The 20,657-nt window shown below is 59.3% G+C and carries 17 protein-coding genes; 6 read left to right on the forward strand and 11 right to left on the reverse strand.

All coding sequences use genetic code 11. From position 1 onward, the window contains the following. Nucleotides 1–2: 2 nt before the first annotated feature. From DU29_RS0104245 to DU29_RS0104275, 7 genes are all read right to left on the reverse strand, one after another. Nucleotides 3–1,637: a BatD family protein gene (locus DU29_RS0104245; protein WP_028620590.1), complete on the reverse strand. Its 1,635-nt coding sequence runs from the start codon at nt 1,635–1,637 to the stop codon at nt 3–5. After that, nucleotides 1,634–3,370: a VWA domain-containing protein gene (locus tag DU29_RS0104250; RefSeq protein ID WP_028620591.1), complete on the reverse strand. Its 1,737-nt coding sequence runs from the start codon at nt 3,368–3,370 to the stop codon at nt 1,634–1,636. Before DU29_RS0104250 ends, DU29_RS0104245 begins: the two co-directional genes overlap by 4 nt. Then, a complete protein-coding gene (locus tag DU29_RS0104255) occupies nt 3,367–4,446 on the reverse strand; it encodes a vWA domain-containing protein (RefSeq protein WP_028620592.1) in 1,080 nt (359 codons plus the stop codon). Before DU29_RS0104255 ends, DU29_RS0104250 begins: the two co-directional genes overlap by 4 nt. Beyond that, nucleotides 4,439–4,933, reverse strand: a complete 495-nt coding sequence (locus DU29_RS0104260; protein ID WP_028620593.1) for a DUF4381 domain-containing protein — start codon at nt 4,931–4,933, stop codon at nt 4,439–4,441. Before DU29_RS0104260 ends, DU29_RS0104255 begins: the two co-directional genes overlap by 8 nt. Next, nucleotides 4,930–5,874, reverse strand: a complete 945-nt coding sequence (locus tag DU29_RS0104265; RefSeq protein WP_028620594.1) for a DUF58 domain-containing protein — start codon at nt 5,872–5,874, stop codon at nt 4,930–4,932. Before DU29_RS0104265 ends, DU29_RS0104260 begins: the two co-directional genes overlap by 4 nt. A gap of 5 nt (nt 5,875–5,879) precedes the next feature. Then, nucleotides 5,880–6,839: an AAA family ATPase gene (locus DU29_RS0104270; protein WP_003218556.1), complete on the reverse strand. Its 960-nt coding sequence runs from the start codon at nt 6,837–6,839 to the stop codon at nt 5,880–5,882. A 277-nt stretch (nt 6,840–7,116) separates the two neighbouring features. Continuing rightward, the gene (locus DU29_RS0104275) at nt 7,117–7,470 is read right to left on the reverse strand and encodes a hypothetical protein (RefSeq protein WP_028620595.1); all 354 of its coding nucleotides are present in this window, start codon (nt 7,468–7,470) and stop codon (nt 7,117–7,119) included. A 504-nt stretch (nt 7,471–7,974) separates the two neighbouring features. On the opposite strand from DU29_RS0104275, the gene DU29_RS0104280 reads away from it, so the two are divergent. Further along, complete coding sequence (locus DU29_RS0104280; protein ID WP_028620596.1) at nt 7,975–12,876, forward strand: NAD-glutamate dehydrogenase; 4,902 nt, start codon at nt 7,975–7,977, stop codon at nt 12,874–12,876. A 300-nt stretch (nt 12,877–13,176) separates the two neighbouring features. On the opposite strand, the gene DU29_RS0104285 is transcribed toward DU29_RS0104280, so the two are convergent. The 3 genes from DU29_RS0104285 to pdxR form a co-directional block, all read right to left on the reverse strand. Continuing rightward, nucleotides 13,177–13,596 carry a cupin domain-containing protein gene (locus DU29_RS0104285; protein ID WP_028620597.1) on the reverse strand — a complete coding sequence of 140 codons (420 nt, stop codon included), beginning with the start codon at nt 13,594–13,596 and terminating at the stop codon, nt 13,177–13,179. A gap of 100 nt (nt 13,597–13,696) precedes the next feature. Beyond that, nucleotides 13,697–13,990, reverse strand: coding sequence for an antibiotic biosynthesis monooxygenase family protein (locus DU29_RS0104290; RefSeq protein ID WP_028620598.1), 294 nt, complete (start codon nt 13,988–13,990; stop codon nt 13,697–13,699). Between the two features lie 123 nt (nt 13,991–14,113). Then, nucleotides 14,114–15,547, reverse strand: coding sequence for a MocR-like pyridoxine biosynthesis transcription factor PdxR (gene pdxR, locus DU29_RS0104295; RefSeq protein ID WP_028620599.1), 1,434 nt, complete (start codon nt 15,545–15,547; stop codon nt 14,114–14,116). A gap of 231 nt (nt 15,548–15,778) precedes the next feature. Here pdxR and DU29_RS0104300 point away from each other — a divergent pair, with 231 nt between their 5' ends. The 4 genes from DU29_RS0104300 (at nt 15,779) to DU29_RS0104315 (ending at nt 18,275) form a co-directional block, all read left to right on the forward strand. Further along, nucleotides 15,779–16,219 carry a carboxymuconolactone decarboxylase family protein gene (locus DU29_RS0104300; protein WP_028620600.1) on the forward strand — a complete coding sequence of 147 codons (441 nt, stop codon included), beginning with the start codon at nt 15,779–15,781 and terminating at the stop codon, nt 16,217–16,219. A gap of 100 nt (nt 16,220–16,319) precedes the next feature. After that, nucleotides 16,320–16,838 (forward strand): GNAT family N-acetyltransferase, encoded by a 519-nt coding sequence (locus DU29_RS0104305; RefSeq protein WP_028620601.1) that lies wholly within the window; start codon nt 16,320–16,322, stop codon nt 16,836–16,838. 135 nt (nt 16,839–16,973) lie between these two features. Further along, nucleotides 16,974–17,468 (forward strand): hypothetical protein, encoded by a 495-nt coding sequence (locus DU29_RS0104310; RefSeq protein WP_028620602.1) that lies wholly within the window; start codon nt 16,974–16,976, stop codon nt 17,466–17,468. 135 nt (nt 17,469–17,603) lie between these two features. Then, nucleotides 17,604–18,275 carry a DUF3313 domain-containing protein gene (locus DU29_RS0104315; RefSeq protein ID WP_028620603.1) on the forward strand — a complete coding sequence of 224 codons (672 nt, stop codon included), beginning with the start codon at nt 17,604–17,606 and terminating at the stop codon, nt 18,273–18,275. Between the two features lie 68 nt (nt 18,276–18,343). Here the strand turns inward: DU29_RS0104315 and DU29_RS0104320 are convergent, their stop codons facing one another. Continuing rightward, nucleotides 18,344–19,780, reverse strand: coding sequence for a DUF1254 domain-containing protein (locus DU29_RS0104320; RefSeq protein WP_028620604.1), 1,437 nt, complete (start codon nt 19,778–19,780; stop codon nt 18,344–18,346). A 300-nt stretch (nt 19,781–20,080) separates the two neighbouring features. Between DU29_RS0104320 and tpx the strand changes: the two genes are divergently transcribed. Then, on the forward strand, nt 20,081–20,581 hold the full coding sequence (gene tpx / locus DU29_RS0104325; protein WP_028620605.1) for a thiol peroxidase: 501 nt from the start codon (nt 20,081–20,083) through the stop codon (nt 20,579–20,581). The last annotated feature ends 76 nt before the right edge of the window (nt 20,582–20,657 follow it).

The raw sequence follows: 20,657 nt of genomic DNA on the forward strand, positions 1-20,657 counted from the left end.
GGTTATTTCGGATACAACGGCGGCAGCCCGCTGTCACCCACCGCATCCTGAACCCCATCCGCTGTGGGGATCGCGCGGATTGCCCGCCACAGGTCTTCGCCTTGCCAATGCTGACCGGTCTCGCTGTACAGCGCGCCGTTCAAACCATCCAGTGCGTCGGACAGTGGTACGAAGCGTGCTGCCATGTCGGCGAGGGTTTCCGGTTGTTGCCGGGCCCAGGCGTCGAGGGCCTGGCGGGTGGCGTGGGAGTCGTTGGCCAGGCAGGCGCGTTTGAGTTCGTCGAGCACCGTGCGTGTGCTCGGGCCCGCATGCGCGGCGCGCAGGATTGCCGGTTGCCAGCGGGCACGCCACCAGAGGCCGAAACCCAGCAGCGTGGTGCAGAGCAGGATCAGGCTGGTGAGTTGCCAGCGCCACAACGTGTCGCTGTCGGTCGCGGGGGCGATTGCCATTGTGCTGGCCGGCGTATCCACCGTCAGGCTTGGATTGTTCGCCACTTGCAGGGTCCGGGCGGGTAGGCTGGTGTGTTCAAGGTGATCTTCAAAGGTGTTCCACCAAACCACGTCCACGGCGGGCAACTCGAGCTCGCCGCTGCGGATGGGCACCAGCGCTTCGCGATCTTCGCGACTGCCGATCAACCCGCGCTCGCTATTCTGATTGACCAGCAGCGGTTGATCCGGATACCGCCGCAGGCCGTTGATGTCGGTGGCCGGCAACGGTGGCAATTGTGAGCTGGAGAGGCCTTCGGCCTTGAGCGTCAGGCTGCGGGTCAGCGAGTCGCCGGCCTGGGCCTGTTCCGGCTCCGGGTTCCAGCTTTCGCTCAGGCTTACGCTGCGGGCCGGCAGCCATGCCACGTCCGCCGGGTAACTGCTGGGTTTGGCTTTAACCGTGAGCACCATTTCGCTGGAGCTGACTCGCAGCATTTTCCCCAACTTTGGCGACTCGGCATCCTGGGCCGGTTGTGTATCGACCAATGTGGCACTGAACGCCTGCGCCGGAATGCTCAGTGGCCCGCTGTGTTGCGGGTAGATCGCGTAGCGCATCTCGATCACACCGTGACGCACGCCCTTGATGTCTTTCTCATAGGTGCGCGAGTCTCCGAGCTGCTCGATGCGCGCATCAGGAACCTGCAACGGGGTCAGGCTGCTGTCGTCGTACAGCGAGACCGAATGATAGATACGCAGGGTCAGGATGGCCTGGGCCTGCACATAAACGCTGGTCTGGTCGAGACTGGCTTCGATGAACACCGGCGCCAGTTTGCCCGTGTTGTCCTCGGTGTCGCTTTCCAGCACTTGCAAGGTGATCGGCTCGCTATGACCGTCCTCCAGTTGCAGCGACGGGATAACCACCGTGCCGTTCTGGCGCGGCAGCAGAGTGACGATCCAGCGGGTGGTGGCGCCTGAGTCGCCGTTGATGGTTGTCAACTGGTTGACCTGCCGCGTGCCGCGCACTTCGAACTGCGGCTCGAGCGCGGCCAGATCGGGTTTGCCGAACTGCGTCACGTCTGTGGATTCCAGCGTTAGCTCGACTGTCTCGCCCGAATTCAGGCGAGTGCGGTCGACACTGGCAACCAGCCCCACAGCCTGTACCTGAGTGGTCCACAGCAGCAGCGCCAGCATGAACATCGTGAAGCGGGTCATCGGGTTTTTTCCTGATCCTGAAGTTGTTGCTGTTCGTACCAGAATTTGCGTCTGAGCAGTTCACCCGGATCGTCCGGGATTTTGCGCAACCATTGCTCCAGCGCCTGCTGTTGTTCGCCGTCGATGCTCTCAGTGGCCGGACGCAGGGGCGGGCTGGTGTGCTGTTCATCGCCCAGCTCGCTCCCCGGGACTTCATTGCTGCCCGGTTTAGGCGGTGCAGTGGTCGGTTGGTCAGTGTCGGGCGGCGGCTGAGCGGCCTCCACAGCCGTTTCGCCCTCGCTCGACGGCTGCGTCGCGGCGCCGGGGAGCGGTTCTTGCTCCGACGGGATCTCATCGGCCGGTGGCTCGTCCGGCTCAGCGGGCGGCGAGGTCTTTTTCTGCTTCAGCAGATTTTCCACCAGCGCCTTGTTATTCAGGGCCGGGCGCAAATCCGGTTGGCGTTCCAGGGCTTGCTCATAGGCATCCAGCGCGGCTTCCAGTTCGCCGCTTTTGGCCAGGGCGTTGCCACGATTGTAGTGGGCGTAAGCATCCTTGCCTTCGGCGAAGCGCTGGGCGGCGCCACTGTAATCGCCAGCTTCATACAGCGCCACGCCTTGCCATTGCGCATCTTCGAAGTGCTGCGCAGCTGCGGCTGGTTGTTGCTGCCTGAGCAGGTGCAGCCCGCGCTGATCGGGTCGCAACCACAAATCTTCGAAGTCGAAGGCGTAACTCGGTTGTGGTATCAGGAATAACAGAGGCAAACAGAACAGCCAGCCACGGCGACCGGCGCAGGCGGCGAGCAGCAACAGCGGTAACAACAGCCAGTAACCTTGATCGGCCCAGGTATCGAGACGCACGGTCTGGCCGTCATTGCGCAGGTGACGCGGCCCGTCGAACAGGCCCAGCGCACGCAAGTCGGTGTCTTCCAGACGGGCGTGGCGATAGTGCCCATCGACGCTGTTGACAAAGGTTTTCAAACCGGGCTCATCCAGGCGTGAGACGAGGATTGCGCCCAGTTCATCCTTGAGAAAACTGCCGTCTTCCTGGGTAATCGGTGAGCCTTCGCGCGTGCCAATACCCAGCATCAGAAATTGCGTGGATTTACCCTTCAACGCCAGGTGAATGCCTTCGCGCTCCAGCTCGTTCAGCGACGAACCAACCAGCAGGATCCGACCGTCGCCGAGCGCGGCCTGGTTCAGCAGCGCGAGGGCTTTGCGCACGGCGAGATCGGCGCGATGGCCGGCTGCCGGCATCAGCGAGGGCTTGAGCGCATCCAGCAAATTGCGACTGGTCTGAAGGTCGTCCGACAGCGGCACCAGCGTGTGCGCGCTGCCGGAGTAGACGATGATGGCTGTCTGGGCGTCGCTGCGACGCTGCAGCAAGTCGAAGACTTTGCGTCGGGCTTGTTCCAAGCGATTGGGCGCAACGTCGGTGGCGAGCATTTCCGGGGTCAGCTCAAGGATCACCACCAGTGGATCGGCCGGTTTCTGGCTGGTTTGCTCGACGCGCTCCCAACTCGGCCCCAGCAGGGTCAGTACGGTCAATACCCAGCCCACACCAAGGGCAACCCATGGCAATTTGCTCTCGCGACCGTTGCCGCCACTGAGCAACGCCGCATGAAAGGCTGGCGGCAGGATCATTTGCCAGCGCCCGGCGCGCTTTTGCCGATGCCAAAGCTGCCAGAGCAACCAGCCAAGCACCGGCAACAGCAGCAACCACCACGGACGGAACCAGTACGGCCAGAGCACGCTCACTTGCGCCTCCGCAGACGCAAGCGGTTGAGCCGCTGGCGCCAGTCAGGCAATTGCGCTTGCAGAAACAAGTCCTTGGTAAACAGACGCTGTATCGGGTTATGCGGCCAGCGTTCGCGCACCACCAGCAATATGCTCAGCAGCAACGCCAGCGCCAGAGGCCAGTGATACAACGCTTGGGCTGGGCGCGCCTGGGTCGGTTGTTGGGTCACCGGCTCCAGTTGATCGAGGGTTGCCTTGATCGCTTGCAGTTCCTGGCCATCGCGTGCCCGGAAGTACTGGCCGCCGGTAACCTGGGCGATTGCCTTCAAGGACGGCTCATCGAGGTCCAGACTCGGATTGATGCCGAGCAAGCCCGCCGTGCCGCTTTGCTCGGGATCACCGCCGATGCCGATCGGATAAATTTTCACGCCTTCACGGGCCGCCAGACGCGCCGCCGTTAGCGGGTCGATTTCGCCGCCGTTGTTGGCACCATCCGTCACCAGTATCAATACCCGGCTCTGCGCCGGACGCAGGCGCAGGCGCTTGAGTGCCAGGCCAATCGCGTCGCCGATCGCCGTGTTTTTGCCGGCAATACCGATCCGCGCTTCGTCAAGCCAAATGCGCACGGTACGCCGATCGAAGGTCAGCGGCGATTGCAGGTATGCCTTGCTGCCGAACAGAATCAGGCCAACGCGATCGCCTTCACGACTTTCGAGGAAATCACCGAGCAGTCGCTGCACCAGCGCGAGGCGACTGACTTCATCGTCCTGCCACTGCATGTCGGGGAAATCCATGGAGCCGGAGACATCCACCGCCACCAGCAAATCGCGACCACTGGCGGCGATGGGCAACGGTTCGCCAAGCCATTGCGGGCGCGCCGCCGAGATCAGCAGCAACAACCACAGCAGCAGGAAGGGCGCCTGTTGCCGCCATGCGGGCAGATTGGCCCGGGCGCGTCGGTTGGTGAGTCCTTCGAGGTCACTGAGGAAGCTGACTTTAAGTACCGGTTCACCGCTGTCGGCCGCCGGCAACACAATGCGCAACAGCCAAGGCAACGGCAGCAGGGCGAAGATCCAAGGCCAGGCGAACTCAAACATGTTTGCGGATCCAGGTATCGACAGCCTGGGTGAGGCCGGCGATGGCTTTGTCGTCGAGTTTGCATTCCGGTTTGTAGGCGCCTTCGACCAGTATCATCCAGCGCGTCAGGCCGGCGGCGGGGCAGCGATTGTCGAGAAACGCCAGCCATTTGCGCCCATTCAGCGTGTGGCTTTGACTGTAGGGATAATGGTTGCGGCACAGGCGCTTGAGTAGACCGTTGAGCTGCTGCAGCCACGCCCCGGCGGGCGCGCCATCGTAGGGTTTGGGCATCAGCGCCAGTTCAGCGAGCGCCGCCACGCGCACGGGATCCAGCGGTTGCTCGGCGGTCGCAGCAACACGTTTAGCCGGCAGAAAGCGGCGCAGTTGCCAAAAGCCGAAAGCCAGCAGCGGGATCAACAGGAGCAATAACCACCAGCCTGGCGCCGGTGGCCAGAAGCCAATGGGCGGTGGCGAAATCAGCGGTTGCAGTTGATCGAGGCTGCTCATCGGCCTTTCCCTGGACGTTCCGGGTTCAGGTACTCGCGCAACTGTTCGACCATTTCGCTTTGGGTGCTCAACGGCATCAGCAGCACACGCAGTTTTTGCGCCAGCAATTCCCAACGGGCGATACGTGCTTCGGCCTGGGCGCGATAGGTCTGGCGCAGATCATAATTGAGGGTGTCGAGTTCCAGTTGCGCGCCGCGTTCGGCGAAGCGCAGAAGCCCGGCGGCGGGCAAGGCATGGTCGAGTGGGTCGGACACCGGCAGCAGCAACAGGTCGCAATGCCGCGACAACAGACTCAGTTGTTGCTCGGAACCTTCGGTCAGTCCGCGCTCGTCGCAGATCACGATCACCAGACTGCCGGGGCGCAGTACCTCGCGGGCGCGGCGCAGCGCCATGTTCAACGAGTCGCGATTCTGCTCGCTTTCGGTGTGCAGCGACTGATTGACGCGCACCAGCCGGTTGAGCAATTGCAAAAGACTTTGTTTGCTGCGGCGTGGTTTGATCTCGTAATGCTCGTTGTCGCCGAACACCAACCCGCCGACGCGATCGTTGTGGCCGAGCGCGGCCCAGCCGATCAGGCTCGCGGCCTGCGCGGCGAGTACCGATTTGAACATCAGTCCGGAACCGAAAAACAGTCGGCGACTTTGCTCGACCATGATGAAAATCGGCCGCTCGCGTTCTTCGTGGAAGAGTTTGGTGTGGGGTTCCTGCGTGCGTGCGGTCACCCGCCAGTCGATGGTGCGTACGTCATCGCCCGCCTGATAAACCCGCACCTGATCAAAATCGACGCCACGCCCGCGCAGCTTGGAATGGTGCAGGCCGATGAGCGGGCTGCGCTGGCTCGGCGTGGAAAACAGCTGCACTTCGCGAACACGATGGCGCATCTCGATCAGCTCGGAAAGGCTGATACGGATACCCGGTTCGGGCGGCAGGCTGGCGTTCATCGGGGTCAAGCGACGGCTACGACGTCGAGAATCCGCTGGACCACTCGGTCCTGATCGATGCCCGCGGCTTCGGCTTCAAAGGACAGAATGATGCGGTGGCGCAATACGTCGAACAGCACCGCCTGAATGTCTTCCGGGCTGACGAAGTCGCGCCCGGCCAGCCAGGCGTGAGCGCGGGCGCAGCGGTCAAGGGCGATCGAGCCTCGCGGGCTGGCGCCATAGGCGATCCACTCGGCCATTTCCGGATCGAACTTGGCCGGCGTGCGTGTGGCCATGACCAACTGCACCAGGTATTCCTCAACGGCATCGGCCATGTACAAGCCGAGGATTTCCTTGCGCGCGGCAAAAATGGCCTGCTGGCTGACGCGGCGCTCCGGTTTGGTTTCGCCATTCAGCGCTTCGCCACGGGCCTGCTGCAGGATGCGGCGCTCGACGGCGGCATCCGGGAAACCGATTTTGACGTGCATCAGGAAGCGGTCGAGCTGCGCTTCGGGCAATGGATAGGTGCCTTCCTGCTCGATCGGGTTCTGCGTGGCCATCACCAGAAACAGCGGCGACAGCTCGTAAGTGCTGCGCCCGACACTGACCTGACGCTCGGCCATGGCCTCCAGCAGGGCTGACTGCACCTTGGCCGGCGCCCGGTTGATTTCGTCCGCCAGCACCAGATTGTGAAAGATCGGGCCTTGCTGGAAGACGAAACTGCCGGTTTCCGGGCGATAGATTTCCGTGCCGGTGATGTCGGCGGGCAGCAGGTCCGGGGTGAACTGGATGCGATGGAACTGGGCTTCGATGCCTTCAGCGAGTTCTTTGATGGCCTTGGTCTTGGCCAGACCAGGAGCGCCCTCGACCAACATGTGACCGTCGGCGAGCAGGGCGATGAGCAAGCGCTCAATGAGCTTTTCCTGGCCGAGAATCTGCGTTGAAAGAAAGGTTCGCAGCGCGAGCAGCGCTTCACGATGTTCCATCGATGACTGTTCCTGCAAAGGGTGACCGCAGACGTTTTGCCAACGCCCGGGCTGGGGGCGTTACTTTAATCCATCGCGAGGGGCGGCGACTAATGGCAATTTGTTCAAAGTGCGGGAATGGATGGGTGAAAGTGTTAGAAATTGCAGGCGCACAGGGTGATGTGTTCTTTCAGGCCCCATCGCGAGCAGGCTCGCTCCCACCGTGACCGAGTTGCTTGATCGAGATGCGATCAATGTGGGAGCGAGCCTGCTCGCGATGAGGCAGGCCAAGGCACCATCAAAGCTCGCTGATATAAGTCCCATTCCCCCTGAGAATATTCTGCAAAGTCTCCTCAACCTCTGCCAGATCCCCCGCATCCGTGCTGTGCGTAATTTCCAGCGAATCATCCCCATTCAGCGCATCCGCATCGCCAGCGGCAATTTCGATGAGAAGGCGGGTAGGGCTGAGGGTGGCTTTCACACCGTCCAGCGTCGAAGGCTCACCATCCAGGGTAATTTCCAGCTCATCCTCGTCCGGATAACGTGTCATCAGGAACATTTCGCCCTTTTCGCTGTGGCAGGCGAGCATGGCCATATTGTCTTCTTCCTCATCACAAGGGTTGACGATCAAGAGAGCGGTGGTCATTTGCATAGGGTAATCCTGACTCGGCGAGCGTTGTGAGCATGATAAAAGGCGATTCTGCCAGCACCCGGGAATTAATGCTCGTCAGGGTGTCAGAGGATGTGTCGCGAGCAACCGGTGTGTTGCTGGTCATTTCCGGTACGCAAGTGCCGCAAATACTGGGATAAACCGGCCATTTTGCGCTGTGGCTGCTAGTGTTGTTCCAGGCTCGGTCCATAACCTGCATTCCGATGACCGAATATGTCGCTGCACCGCAAGCACGGGCCTTGCCGCACTGGTTAAGCTGCGCATCGAATGGATACCTGTAAAGACATTGTGCAATTGATCGCAGAGTCGTTTTTGCAGATGCCCATTCATGGACGGTGAATGTGACCTGAGTGTCTCGTCCAGCTTCACCCACCTGTCACCCTGTTTCCTCTGCCCGAGAATCAGGAACAGGGCGACGGATTGCCCCGAAAGGGGTTTTTGCACGCGACGCTTCCATCAATAACAAGCCCAAGCGGAGTACCACAGATGGCGTTCTTCACCGCAGCCAGCAAAGCCGACTTCCAGCACCAACTGCAAGCGGCACTGGCGCAGCACATCAGTGAACAGGCACTGCCACAAGTGGCGCTGTTCGCTGAACAATTCTTCGGCATCATTTCCCTGGACGAGCTGACGCAGCGTCGGTTGTCCGACCTCGCTGGCTGCACCCTTTCTGCATGGCGCCTGCTTGAGCGCTTCGATCACGCGCAGCCGCAGGTGCGCGTTTACAACCCTGATTACGAACGCCACGGCTGGCAGTCCACGCACACTGCAGTGGAAGTGCTGCACCACGACCTGCCATTCCTCGTGGATTCGGTGCGTACCGAACTGAACCGTCGCGGCTACAGCATTCACACCCTGCAAACCACCGTGCTGAGCGTGCGTCGCGGCAGCAAGGGCGAGTTGCTGGAAATCCTGCCGAAGGGCACGCAGGGCGAAGGGATCCTGCAAGAATCCCTGATGTACCTGGAAATCGACCGTTGCGCCAATGCGGCCGAAATGAATGTTCTGAGCAAAGAGCTCGAGCAGGTTCTCGGCGAAGTCCGCGTTGCGGTCGCCGATTTCGAGCCGATGAAAGCCAAGGTCCTCGAAATTCTCACCGGTCTGGACAACAGCCAGTTCGCTGCCGATCCTGAAGAAAAAGCTGAAATCAAAAGTTTCCTGGAATGGCTGGTGGGCAACCACTTCACCTTCCTCGGCTACGAAGAGTTCGTGGTGCGCGATGAAGCCGACGGCGGCCACATCGTTTATGACCAGGATTCCTTCCTCGGTCTGACCAAACTGCTGCGCAGCGGCCTGACCTACGAAGACCTGCGGATCGAAGATTACGCGGTGAACTACCTGCGTGAACCGACCCTGCTGTCGTTTGCCAAAGCGGCGCATCCAAGCCGTGTACACCGCCCGGCTTACCCGGATTACGTGTCGATCCGCGAAATCGATGCCGATGGCAAAGTCATCAAGGAATGCCGTTTCATGGGCCTGTACACCTCGTCGGTGTATGGCGAGAGTGTGCGGGTCATCCCGTATATCCGCCGCAAGGTCGAGGAAATCGAACGCCGTTCGGGCTTCCAGGCCAAGGCTCACCTGGGCAAGGAACTCGCGCAGGTTGTCGAAGTGCTGCCGCGTGATGACCTGTTCCAGACGCCGGTCGATGAGCTGTTCAGCACCGTGATGTCGATCGTGCAGATCCAGGAACGCAACAAGATTCGCGTGTTCCTGCGCAAAGACCCGTACGGCCGTTTCTGCTACTGCCTTGCCTACGTGCCGCGCGACATCTATTCCACCGAAGTGCGCCAGAAAATCCAGCAAGTGCTGATGGATCGCCTGAAAGCGTCCGATTGCGAGTTCTGGACCTTCTTCTCCGAGTCCGTGCTGGCTCGCGTGCAATTGATTCTGCGTGTCGACCCGAAGAACCGCCTCGACATCGACCCGGTTCTGCTGGAAAAAGAAGTGGTGCAAGCCTGCCGCAGCTGGCAGGACGACTACGCCAGCCTGACGGTCGAAAGCTTCGGCGAAGCCAGCGGCACCAACGTGCTGGCCGATTTCCCGAAAGGCTTCCCGGCGGGGTACCGCGAGCGTTTCGCTGCGCATTCGGCGGTGGTCGATATGCAGCACCTGCTGAGCCTGACCGAAAAAAATCCACTGGTGATGAGCTTCTATCAGCCACTGGGCCAGGTGTCCGGTCAGCGTGAGCTGCACTGCAAGCTGTATCACGCCGACACCCCGCTGGCCTTGTCCGACGTCTTGCCGATTCTGGAAAACCTCGGCCTGCGCGTGCTGGGTGAGTTCCCTTATCGCCTGCGCCACAACAATGGCCGCGAGTTCTGGATTCATGATTTCGCGTTCACCGCCGCTGAAGGGCTGGAACTCGACATCCAGCAACTCAACGACACCTTGCAGGACGCCTTCGTGCACATCGTCCGTGGCGATGCTGAAAACGATGCGTTCAACCGTCTGGTGCTGACCGCCGGCCTGCCGTGGCGCGACGTGGCGCTGCTGCGCGCTTATGCCCGTTACATGAAGCAGATCCGTCTGGGCTTCGACCTGGGCTACATCGCCAGCACCCTGAACAACCACACCGACATTGCTCGCGAATTGACCCGGCTGTTCAAAACCCGTTTCTACCTGGCGCGCAAGTTGTCCAGCGATGATCTGGAAGACAAGCAGCAACGTCTGGAACAGGCGATTCTGACCGCACTGGACGACGTTCAGGTGCTGAACGAAGACCGTATTCTGCGTCGCTACCTGGACCTGATCAAAGCCACACTGCGGACCAACTTCTACCAGACCGATGCCAACGGTCAGAACAAATCCTACTTCAGCTTCAAGTTCAACCCGCACCAGATTCCAGAGCTGCCGAAGCCGGTACCGAAGTTTGAAATCTTCGTTTACTCGCCGCGCGTCGAAGGCGTGCACCTGCGCTTCGGCAACGTTGCTCGCGGTGGTCTGCGCTGGTCCGATCGTGAAGAGGATTACCGCACCGAAGTGTTGGGTCTGGTTAAAGCCCAACAAGTGAAGAACTCGGTCATCGTGCCGGTGGGTGCGAAGGGTGGCTTCCTGCCGCGTCGCCTGCCGCTGGGCGGCAGCCGTGACGAGATCGCGGCCGAGGGCATCGCCTGCTACCGCATTTTCATCTCGGGCCTGTTGGACATCACCGACAACCTGAAGGACGGCGCACTGGTTCCGCCAGTCAACGTCGTGCGCCATGACGACGATGATCCGTACCTGGTGGTTGCGGCGGACAAGGGCACTGCAACCTTCTCCGATATCGCCAACGGCATCGCCATCGACTACGGCTTCTGGCTCGGCGACGCGTTTGCGTCGGGTGGCTCGGCCGGTTACGACCACAAGAAAATGGGCATCACTGCCAAGGGCGCATGGGTCGGCGTTCAACGCCACTTCCGTGAGCGCGGCATCAATGTTCAGGAAGACAGCATCACCGTAGTCGGCGTCGGCGACATGGCCGGTGACGTGTTCGGTAACGGTTTGTTGATGTCCGACAAGTTGCAACTGGTCGCTGCCTTCAACCACCTGCACATCTTCATCGATCCAAACCCTACGCCAGCGAACAGCTTCGCCGAGCGTCAGCGCCTGTTCGATCTGCCGCGTTCGGCGTGGACGGATTACGACACCAGCATCATGTCCGAAGGCGGCGGGATCTTCTCCCGTAGCGCGAAAAGCATCGCGATTTCCCCGCAGATGAAAGAGCGTTTCGACATTAAGGCTGACAAGCTGACCCCAACCGAACTGCTGAACGCCTTGCTCAAGGCACCAGTGGATTTGCTGTGGAACGGCGGTATCGGTACGTACGTCAAAGCCAGCACCGAAAGCCACGCCGATGTGGGCGACAAGGCCAACGATGCGCTGCGCGTGAACGGCAACGAACTGCGCTGCAAGGTCGTGGGCGAGGGCGGTAACCTCGGTATGACCCAACTGGGTCGTGTCGAATTCGGTCTGAATGGCGGTGGCTCAAACACCGACTTCATCGATAACGCCGGTGGCGTGGACTGCTCCGACCACGAAGTGAACATCAAGATTCTGCTGAACGAAGTGGTTCAGGCGGGCGACATGACCGAGAAGCAACGTAACCAGTTGCTCGGCAGCATGACTGACGAAGTCGGCAATCTGGTGCTCGGCAACAACTACAAGCAGACTCAGGCCTTGTCGCTGGCGGCCCGTCGTGCCTTCGTGCGGATTGCCGAATACAAGCGTCTGATGAACGACCTGGAAGGTCGCGGCAAGCTGGATCGCGCGATCGAGTTCCTGCCGGCTGAAGAGGCGCTCAACGAGCGTGTCGCGGAAGGCCACGGCCTGACCCGTGCCGAGCTGTCGGTGCTGATCTCCTACAGCAAGATCGACCTCAAAGAAGCGCTGCTCAACTCTCAGGTTCCGGATGACGACTACCTGACGCGCGACATGGAAACCGCTTTCCCGCCAAGCCTGGTGAGCAAGTTCTCGCAAGCCATGCGTCGTCACCGTCTGAAGCGTGAGATCGTCAGCACCCAGATCGCCAACGATCTGGTCAACCACATGGGCATCACTTTCGTGCAGCGACTCAAAGAGTCGACCGGCATGAGCCCGGCGAATGTGGCGGGTGCGTATGTAATTGTTCGGGATATCTTTCACCTTCCGCACTGGTTCCGCCAAATAGAAGCCCTGGATTACCAGGTTTCCGCCGACGTGCAACTGGAGCTGATGGACGAGCTGATGCGCCTGGGCCGTCGTGCTACGCGCTGGTTCCTGCGTGCCCGTCGCAATGAGCAGAACGCTGCCCGTGACGTTGCGCACTTTGGTCCGCATCTGAAGGAACTGGGTCTCAAGCTCGACGAACTGCTGAGTGGCGAAATCCACGAAAACTGGCAGGCGCGTTATGAGGCGTACGTCGAAGCCGGTGTGCCGGAGTTGCTTGCGCGTATGGTGGCGGGTACTTCGCACCTATATACGCTGCTGCCGATCATCGAAGCGTCCGACGTAACCGGCCAGAACCCTGCGGACGTGGCGAAGGCTTACTTCGCCGTGGGCAGTGCGCTGGACATCACCTGGTACCTGCAACAGATCAGCGCTCTGCCGGTTGAAAACAACTGGCAGGCCCTGGCCCGTGAAGCGTTCCGCGATGACGTCGACTGGCAGCAACGTGCGATCACCATCTCCGTCCTGCAACAGGGCGACGGCACTCAGGACGTGGAAACACGCCTGGCACTGTGGATGGAAGAGCACAAGAGCATGATCGACCGCTGGCGCGCCATGCTGGTGGAGATCCGTGCAGCAAGCGGCACTGACTACGCCATGTACGCAGTCGCCAACCGCGAGTTGCTGGATCTGGCGTTGAGCGGGCAGGCGGTCATTGCGGCCCCTGCTACGGCCAACGCCGAGCTGGAGCCGGCGGTCTGATCGACGGCTGAATGAAAAACCCCGCATTGAGAGATGCGGGGTTTTTTTGTGTCTGAAGATTCAGGGTACGGGCGCGATCCCTGATCGCTGGCAAGCCAGCTCCAAGGTTGATGGCGCTCGCAAATCTGTGGTCAACGCAAAACCTGGAGCTGGCTTGCCAGCGATTGAGCCATTCGCCTCAAGACAACTTTTAGCCTGTTTCATTACGCCCGAACTTGCACTATCTACTGTTCGTTAATATCCGCAACGAGCCCGAATCAATCATTCGAGCCGGTTTATTCATGGCTGATCCCGCAGCTATCAGTTTTCCAATGGGACCAACACTTTCTCGTCGGGGGACAGCACCATGAATACCAGAAGTTTCGCGGGCGCTGACGTGCTGGCGTTTTTCGACACCAGATGTTCCGAGCCAGCAGGTTCGTACCAATATTCGCCTGCTTTATAGGTGTGGGTCTTCTCACCTTTAACCTGAGAGGTGACAGCGCCGGACAGTACGTAAGCCATCGCTGTACCCTCGTGCTTGTGAGCGATGGATGACTGGCCGGGCTTGTAGTCGACCTCGATCATCATCGCTTTCTTGCCGGGCACGTTTTTCAGCATCTGTTCTTGCAACACCTTCACTTTCTCCGAAGGATCTTCGGTCTCATCGGCGAAAGTCGAGGGCGCAACGCTCAGCGTCACAACGGCGATGCAGGCAGCACAGAAACGCAAGGCTTTCATGGTTAATTACCCGTGGTGTTGGTTGTTGGACCCACAGTAATTTGCCAGCCTGAGCAATCAAACAGCCAATACTCGTGAAGACAAGGTGACCAATTTGCGCTCATACGAGGGGAAAACTGTTGAAGTCGACGCTGTTGGCCAAGCGACTATCGATCAGGCCGATGAAGCCTTGCACTTCGGGGCAGTTGTAATGCATGTGCATGGCGGCTTCCGATTGCCAACGTGCGCTGACCGTCCAGCGGTTACTGTCTTCGGGACAGCGGTCGACCATATATGAGTCACAGCCGGGCAGTTCGCGCAGGGTTTCGACAATTTTCTGCAATTGCCTGCCAAGCTCTTCCGAGCGTCCAGCGGCGGCTTGGACTTTTACGGTATTGATCACTTCGGGGGACATTACTCACACTCCTGAATCAGGCCGGACGAATCCTGCTCACTGAGAGATAACGCCCATGCAGAATAGGCCTGCATCCCTTCATCGCCAATAACCAATCGCCGGATAAAGCGCCAGACCAATGCCTCAGGCGACCTGCTGGAGAATGTCGCGCAGTCGGTCCAGAGCGATATCGATGTCCAGGGTTTCGATCGCACCAAATCCCATCAACAAGCCGTTTTGTGATGCTCGCTCGTAGAAAAAGGGGGCGATAGGGTAAAGCCCGACCTCGACCTTTCTCGCCAACTCCACGACCAATGCCAGGTCTACCGGGACTTTGCACATGAGCACCATGTGAAAACCGGCCGTGATCGGCACGGCTTCAAGCCACGGTGAAAGATCACTGGCGATGCGTACCAGAATGCGTTCACGGCGCCCGGCGTAAATGGTGTGACAGCGCCGGATGTGCTTGAGCAGGCAGCCTTCACTAATGAATTTGGCCAGCGTCCATTGGGGCAGGGTAGAGGTGTGGCGGTCGGTGAGGTGTTTGGCGCGAATAACGGCGTCGAGAATCGCTGGCGGCAGAATCGTGTAGCCGAGGCGCAGCTCGGGCAGCAGGGTTTTCGAAAACGTCCCGACGTAGGCGACGATCCCGCGCTCGTCCATGCTTTGCAGCGAATCGGTCGGCCGTCCCTCGTAGCGAAATTCGCTGTCGTAATCATCCTCGATGATGAGTGCGCCCAGTTCGTGCGCCCGTTCCAGCAGCGCTACGCGACGCGCCTGACTCATCGGCATGCCGAGGGGAAACTGGTGCGACGGTGTCACATAAATTAGCTGAGTGCCGTCCGGAATCAGCTCAACCTGAATACCCTCGGCGTCCACCGGCACGCCGACAACCGTGGCCCCGTGAGACCCGAACAGCAGTCGCGCGGGCGGATAACCGGGATCTTCGACGGCAACCAGGCTGCCAGGCCGCGTCGTCACACGCGAAATCAGGTCCAGCGCCTGTTGCGCACCGTTGCAGACCACTACGTCTTTGTCCTGACAAATGACCCCGCGTGAAAACGCGATGTGTCGGGCAATCGCACTGCGCAGCGGCGCAAGGCCCTCGGACTCACTATAAAGCCCTTTGGCAGCGCCGACCTGACGCAGGGCGTGGGCGGTGCAGCGTCGCCAGTCATCCTGAGGAAACTGGCCTCTGCTGGTGGCGCCGCCGATGAAATCGTAGCGCAGGCACGCTTCCAGCGTAGGGTGGCGTAGAAACTCTGGCATGTTGCGCCACGACTCGATGACCTCAAAACTGGCCAGCTCATTATGGCTTTGCTTGCGCATGACTTTTGCCGGCCGCGCATTCACGTAAGTGCCTTTGCCGATCACGCCGGTGAGGAAGTTTTCGTAGGTGAGTTGCGCGTAGGTATCGGAAATGGTCTTGCGCGAAATCCCCAGTTGCTCGGCGAGCAATCGACTGGGCGGCAGTTGTGTGCCCGCTGCCAAACGACCGGATTCGATCGCACTGCGCAATTGGTTGTAGAGCTGGCCTGCGAGGTCCTTGCGGCCGTTGATGACTACATGAAGTTCCATACCGACAAGGGCTCCTTGGCCGAAGAGAGCGCTTTGAATTCGCGCATGCCTGCGTTCAGCAGACCGTCGCAAAGAGTACCGCATGCGCCAGTCGGCAGAAGTTGCGTAGAGAAAAAACCCGCGATTGGCGTGCTGTGACAGATGGTCCACCGGTATTCCGCAGAATTGGATCTGTAACGCCCGCCCGTCTGAGCCTAAGGTGGACTGCACCTATCCAATCCCGAGGCCGGCATGAATCCACGTCTGGATTACTACAGTGCATCGCCCAAAGCGATGAAAGCGATGATTGCCATGGAAGCCTTGACCAGCAACTTGAGCATCGAACCCGCTTTGCTCCACCTGATCAAGATCCGCGCCTCGCAAGTCAACGGCTGCGCCTTTTGCACCGACATGCATTCGCTCGACGCACGGCGCCTGGGCGAGACTGAGCGTCGGCTCTATGCGATCGTCGTCTGGCGCGACAGCAACTTTTTTTCGTTGCGCGAAAGGGCGGCGCTGGCATGGACCGAAGCGGTAACCCTGCTCGCCGAGACGCGGGTTCCGGACGCTGTCTACGCAGAGGCTCGTGAGCAGTTCAGTGACGGTGAAATGGTAGACCTGACCATCGCGGTCAACACCATCAACAGCTGGAATCGGCTGGCGGTGAGTTTTCGGCAGACGCCTAGTACATAGGGAGTGCTCAATGCATTCGCAAGCGGGGCGAGTTAGTCGCCTTGGCGGCAGAACACGTTGTAGAGTGAATGGCCATAAGGATCTCAAGGAAGAATCACCCATGCCTGTCAGCAACAACGTCATCACGCTCGAACGTTTCAACGAATCTCACATCGAGGGTGTCACCGCGCTCTATAACGACCCGGCGGTGACCCGTCAGGTCCTGCAAATGCCTTTCCAATCGACCGAGATCTGGCGCAAGCGTCTGGCGGCAGAGGACGAGCGCGCTGTAAAGCTGGTGGCGCTGCATCAGGGGACAGTCATCGGCCACATGGGCCTGGAACAATTTTCGCGCGTGCGCCGCAGTCATGCCGGCAGCTTTGGCATGGGCGTGCTGCCGGCATGGCAGGGCAAAGGCGTTGGCTCGAAACTGCTGGCGACGGCGCTGGACATTGCCGACAACTGGATGAACCTGCAAAGGGTCGAGCTCTCGGTGTACGCCGACAATGAAGCTGCCATTAGCTTGTACCGCAAGTTCGGTTTCGAGACTGAAGGGCTGTTCCGCGACTATGCGGTGCGCGACGGCAGACTGGTGGACACGTTAAGCATGGCCCGTCTGCGGCGTACGCTCGGGGCATGATCAATCGGTCGGCCGGCGCCTACGTCTGGCGGTCCATCAACGGATTGACCGCTCAGGCGTTTTAGTCGTACGCCGCGGTCGCGCATCTGCCATGCTCAATGTCCGTAGCACCGCTTGAATCAAAGGATCACCGCAATGGACGACGTACAGCAATTGGGCGAAATGCTTCGTCTCTATGCAGACAGTGAAGCGCACAAGAAACAACAGTTCGAGTCGCAATCGGCCGTGTGGGCGACGCGCATTGGCGCGCTGTTCGATGAGATCCAGCAATGGCTGGAGCCGGTCAAGGCGCCGAACCTGTTGGTAGTCAGCCGCGAGACGTACGTTGCTTCAGGGCCGAGCGCTCCAGTGGAGACGTCTACGTTCAAGACGGAAAAGCTGAGCATCGTGATCGCCGGCAAGCCTGTTGAATTCGTGCCTGACGTGATGGGTTCCGCCGGCCAGATTTCGCTGGCAGTGATGGGCCTGACTGCCGCGCGTTATGGCAGCATCTCGCTGGTGTGCCAACCGCCATCGAACAGCTGGCAATGGCGCAAAACCAACGGTTTGAAAGACCCGGACACGTTTGCGTTTGACGCGAATTTCCTCGCCCAGCAGTTGCAGAGCCTGATCCCCCGCGAGCGCGGTTGATCACGATGAGGTCGTGCTAGCCGTGCAGCGGTGTGCTCTTTTATATGAATTTTTCGATTTTCATAACAAATAACTCATCATTGGCTATACCTGTAACACCCGTCTTCAGACGATTGTCGACCCAGGAGTTACAGCATGAAGCTAGCAGTGATGGTGAGCACCCTGTGTGTGGTCTCAATTGGATTGGTGGGTTGCTCCAGCAAAGTGGTTGATCCAGACCAGTATTCCGGCTTTCTCAAGGACTATAGTCAGTTACGCGAAACCAAATCACCTTCGGGTGCGACGGTAATGCGCTGGATCGACCCGAAGATCGACATCGACAAGTTCACCAGCGTCTACATCGAACCAACCCAGCTCTATCCCCAGCCGCAGGCGACCGCCAAAATTCCTCAAGCGACGCTGAACGGTATTACCAGTTACTACGATCAAGCGCTCAAACGCGAAATCAGCAAATCACTGCCACTTGCGGCCGGCCCTGGCCCCGGCGTGATCGTAGTTCGAGCCGCTATTACGGCAGTCAGCAGCAAGACCGAAGGCCTCAAACCTTACGAAGTGATTCCGATTGCTCTGGTAGCGGCGGCGGTGAGCACTGCCACCGGTATTCGTGATCAGGAAACCGATCTGGCCACGGAAGCAGTGTTTCTCGATGGCGGCAGCAACAATGTCGTGGCGCAGGTGGTGCGCAAAGGCATCGGCAAGCCGCTGGAGAATGAGGCCCAAGTCATGAAAGCTGATGATGTGAAAGCCGTGATCGATGGCTGGGCGGCGGACATGCATCAGTCGTACGTGAAGCTGAAGTCAGAATGATGCGCTGAGCTTGCTGGATATTTTTCCAAGGGGCCCGGAGGAGGTTCGCTTCCTCCGGTACCAAGCACTTATTCCTGACGACTACCCGATGTCAACAACGGCATTTTCCACTGACCATCGGCCACTTGAGGTTTCGGCAGATACAGCCGTAACACTCCGAAAAAAGGCCCGTCCGGCGCCGGCAGCCAGTTACTCTGCAGCGCCTCGGCTGGCGCGTCGCGTTGCACATAAAGCGTCAGACCCCCGTCGGTATCCATGGACAGCTCCGGCAACATTCGCGAGTTGATCAGGTAGCGGTTCAGCGGGTTGGCTACCAGGAGTTTGTTTTTGCCGTCGTACATCGTCAATGACCAGAACCCCTCGGCCGGGGGCAGGGCGTCTTTGTCAAACCGCAGGGTGTAACTCCTTTTGGAGGCGTCTAACGGCTGGCCCTCCTTGTCAGCAAAATAGCCGATGTAGGCAGCCTCTTCGGAAGAATTACCGAAAATCCCCATATTGGCGCCCGCGTAGCGGTACAGATAATTACCTTTGAGATGATCGCGTGAGCCGAAAAAATCACCGCTGGTGACCTGGTGAGTATCGATCCGGGCTTTTTTGAGCGTGGCGAATTCCGCCTTGGCGTCTGCGATACCGTCTTCCAGTGCCTGGCGCTGATCGGGGCTCAGATCAGTGACAATGAAGGGCTTGCCGGCCTCGATGCCGATCTCTTTGAAACGCGCCAGTAACGGTTTTTCAGCGTCCTGAGGCGGAGCGAATGTCAGCATGAAATTCAGGTAGCGGAACAGGTCAGGGGTGTCGCTCATGGTGGGCGCGGGTTTTGGCCAATCAATGTTCGGCGCCGGCGGCGGGGCTTGCTGTTTCATATAATCGCTAAGCTTCTCAACGGTATAGCCTGCCTGGATGTCCTTGACCTTGCTCAAGTCGTTGGCATCAAACAACTGCGTGCGGTATAGCGCATACGCAATATTGGTTTCACTGCGCAGCAGGCGATCAACATCGTCGGGTGGCTGACCCTGCCAGTCCGGCCCCGCAATCAAAAATCGACCGCCGTTATTACCGGTGCTCCGCGTGCCGAGGTAGGCGAAATTCTGCGTGTAGGCGTCGATCAGTTGTACTGAGTAATAGCGCTTTTCATCAATGGGCGGCAGCGTCAATACCAGCGGTTCGTTGCGCAGGTCCATCCAGACGAACGAGTAGGGCGTGTCGGCGTTTGGTGTGACGAATGCGGTGTCGTGTGCGGTGAAAGCCGTGGCAGTGTTGCCGATCTGGTTCAGCGGTGCTTTGAAATTCTGGCTTTGGTCGTCTACGGCCTGGGTGTACAGGGTTTTGTACATCTCCACCATCGGAAAACCATAAAGATAGGCCTCCTTGGCGATTGCCCGCGCTTCCTGCGGAGTTGCGCTGAAGCTGGTTTTGTCACCGCCGGCAAGGTCCTGAGCGCCCACGCCGCAACTCACGAACAAGATCATCAAGCTGTAGCCCGCCGCGCGAATTGCACCGTGCATATCGAAAATTCCTGATAGCCAAAATGACATTGAATCAAGCAAACGCAGTGAAGCGTTCTACTGAAGTTAGCAGTAAACGTGGGGGGCACCAGCAGGGGGATTGATTCGAGTTATTTGCACGCAGCGGCAGCAGCCGGTGATTCTTACAGATGCAGAAAATCATCGCCACTGACCACCCGTAATAGTGTGAACGGAAGGTGAACCTTTCCATTTTGTATCCGGCCATAGGTCCCCGGCGCATTTCATGGTTAACTTCTGCCTCGTCGAATTTCCATATCAACGTTCAGAAGGACTCCGTTCATGGCTCAAGTCACTCTCAAAGGCAATCCGGTTCAAGTCAACGGCCAACTGCCACAAGCCGGTTCCAAGGCGCCAGCCTTTTCTCTGGTGGCCGGCAATCTGTCCGACGTGACCCTGGCGAGCTTCGCCGGCAAGCGCAAAATTTTGAACATTTTCCCAAGCGTCGACACCCCGACCTGCGCCACTTCGGTGCGCAAGTTCAACGCCCAGGCCAATGAACTGGCCAACACCGTCGTGCTGTGCATCTCTGCTGACCTGCCATTCGCTCAGGCCCGTTTCTGCGGCGCTGAAGGTCTGGAAAACGTGCAGAACCTGTCGACCCTGCGCGGCGCCGAGTTCATTGAAAGCTATGGCGTGGCAATAGCCGACGGTCCGTTGAAAGGCCTGACCGCCCGTGCCGTCGTGGTACTGGACGAAAATGACAATGTCCTGCACAGCGAACTGGTCAAGGAAATCGCTGAAGAGCCGAACTACGAAGCGGCTCTGTCTGTTCTGAAATAAGCAAACCATTACAATTGATAACGGCTTGGCCCCTCCGCCAGGCCGTTTTCATTTGTGCTTCAACGCTTTAGTTAAA

Origin of the sequence: Pseudomonas sp. Ant30-3 (assembly GCF_000690905.1) — a bacterium.
GTDB lineage: Bacteria > Pseudomonadota > Gammaproteobacteria > Pseudomonadales > Pseudomonadaceae > Aquipseudomonas.

What these genes read in the sequence shown, in the direction of transcription:
- DU29_RS0104245 (WP_028620590.1), bottom strand. Translation starts at nt 1,637, where the DNA reads ATGACCCGCTTCACGATGTTCATGCTGGCGCTGCTGCTGTGGACCACT.
- DU29_RS0104255 (WP_028620592.1), bottom strand. Translation starts at nt 4,446, where the DNA reads ATGTTTGAGTTCGCCTGGCCTTGGATCTTCGCCCTGCTGCCGTTGCCT.
- DU29_RS0104260 (WP_028620593.1), bottom strand. Translation starts at nt 4,933, where the DNA reads ATGAGCAGCCTCGATCAACTGCAACCGCTGATTTCGCCACCGCCCATT.
- DU29_RS0104265 (WP_028620594.1), bottom strand. Translation starts at nt 5,874, where the DNA reads ATGAACGCCAGCCTGCCGCCCGAACCGGGTATCCGTATCAGCCTTTCC.
- DU29_RS0104270 (WP_003218556.1), bottom strand. Translation starts at nt 6,839, where the DNA reads ATGGAACATCGTGAAGCGCTGCTCGCGCTGCGAACCTTTCTTTCAACG.
- DU29_RS0104275 (WP_028620595.1), bottom strand. Translation starts at nt 7,470, where the DNA reads ATGCAAATGACCACCGCTCTCTTGATCGTCAACCCTTGTGATGAGGAA.
- DU29_RS0104280 (WP_028620596.1), top strand. Translation starts at nt 7,975, where the DNA reads ATGGCGTTCTTCACCGCAGCCAGCAAAGCCGACTTCCAGCACCAACTG.
- DU29_RS0104285 (WP_028620597.1), bottom strand. Translation starts at nt 13,596, where the DNA reads ATGAAAGCCTTGCGTTTCTGTGCTGCCTGCATCGCCGTTGTGACGCTG.
- DU29_RS0104290 (WP_028620598.1), bottom strand. Translation starts at nt 13,990, where the DNA reads ATGTCCCCCGAAGTGATCAATACCGTAAAAGTCCAAGCCGCCGCTGGA.
- pdxR (WP_028620599.1), bottom strand. Translation starts at nt 15,547, where the DNA reads ATGGAACTTCATGTAGTCATCAACGGCCGCAAGGACCTCGCAGGCCAG.
- DU29_RS0104300 (WP_028620600.1), top strand. Translation starts at nt 15,779, where the DNA reads ATGAATCCACGTCTGGATTACTACAGTGCATCGCCCAAAGCGATGAAA.
- DU29_RS0104305 (WP_028620601.1), top strand. Translation starts at nt 16,320, where the DNA reads ATGCCTGTCAGCAACAACGTCATCACGCTCGAACGTTTCAACGAATCT.
- DU29_RS0104310 (WP_028620602.1), top strand. Translation starts at nt 16,974, where the DNA reads ATGGACGACGTACAGCAATTGGGCGAAATGCTTCGTCTCTATGCAGAC.
- DU29_RS0104315 (WP_028620603.1), top strand. Translation starts at nt 17,604, where the DNA reads ATGAAGCTAGCAGTGATGGTGAGCACCCTGTGTGTGGTCTCAATTGGA.
- DU29_RS0104320 (WP_028620604.1), bottom strand. Translation starts at nt 19,780, where the DNA reads ATGCACGGTGCAATTCGCGCGGCGGGCTACAGCTTGATGATCTTGTTC.
- tpx (WP_028620605.1), top strand. Translation starts at nt 20,081, where the DNA reads ATGGCTCAAGTCACTCTCAAAGGCAATCCGGTTCAAGTCAACGGCCAA.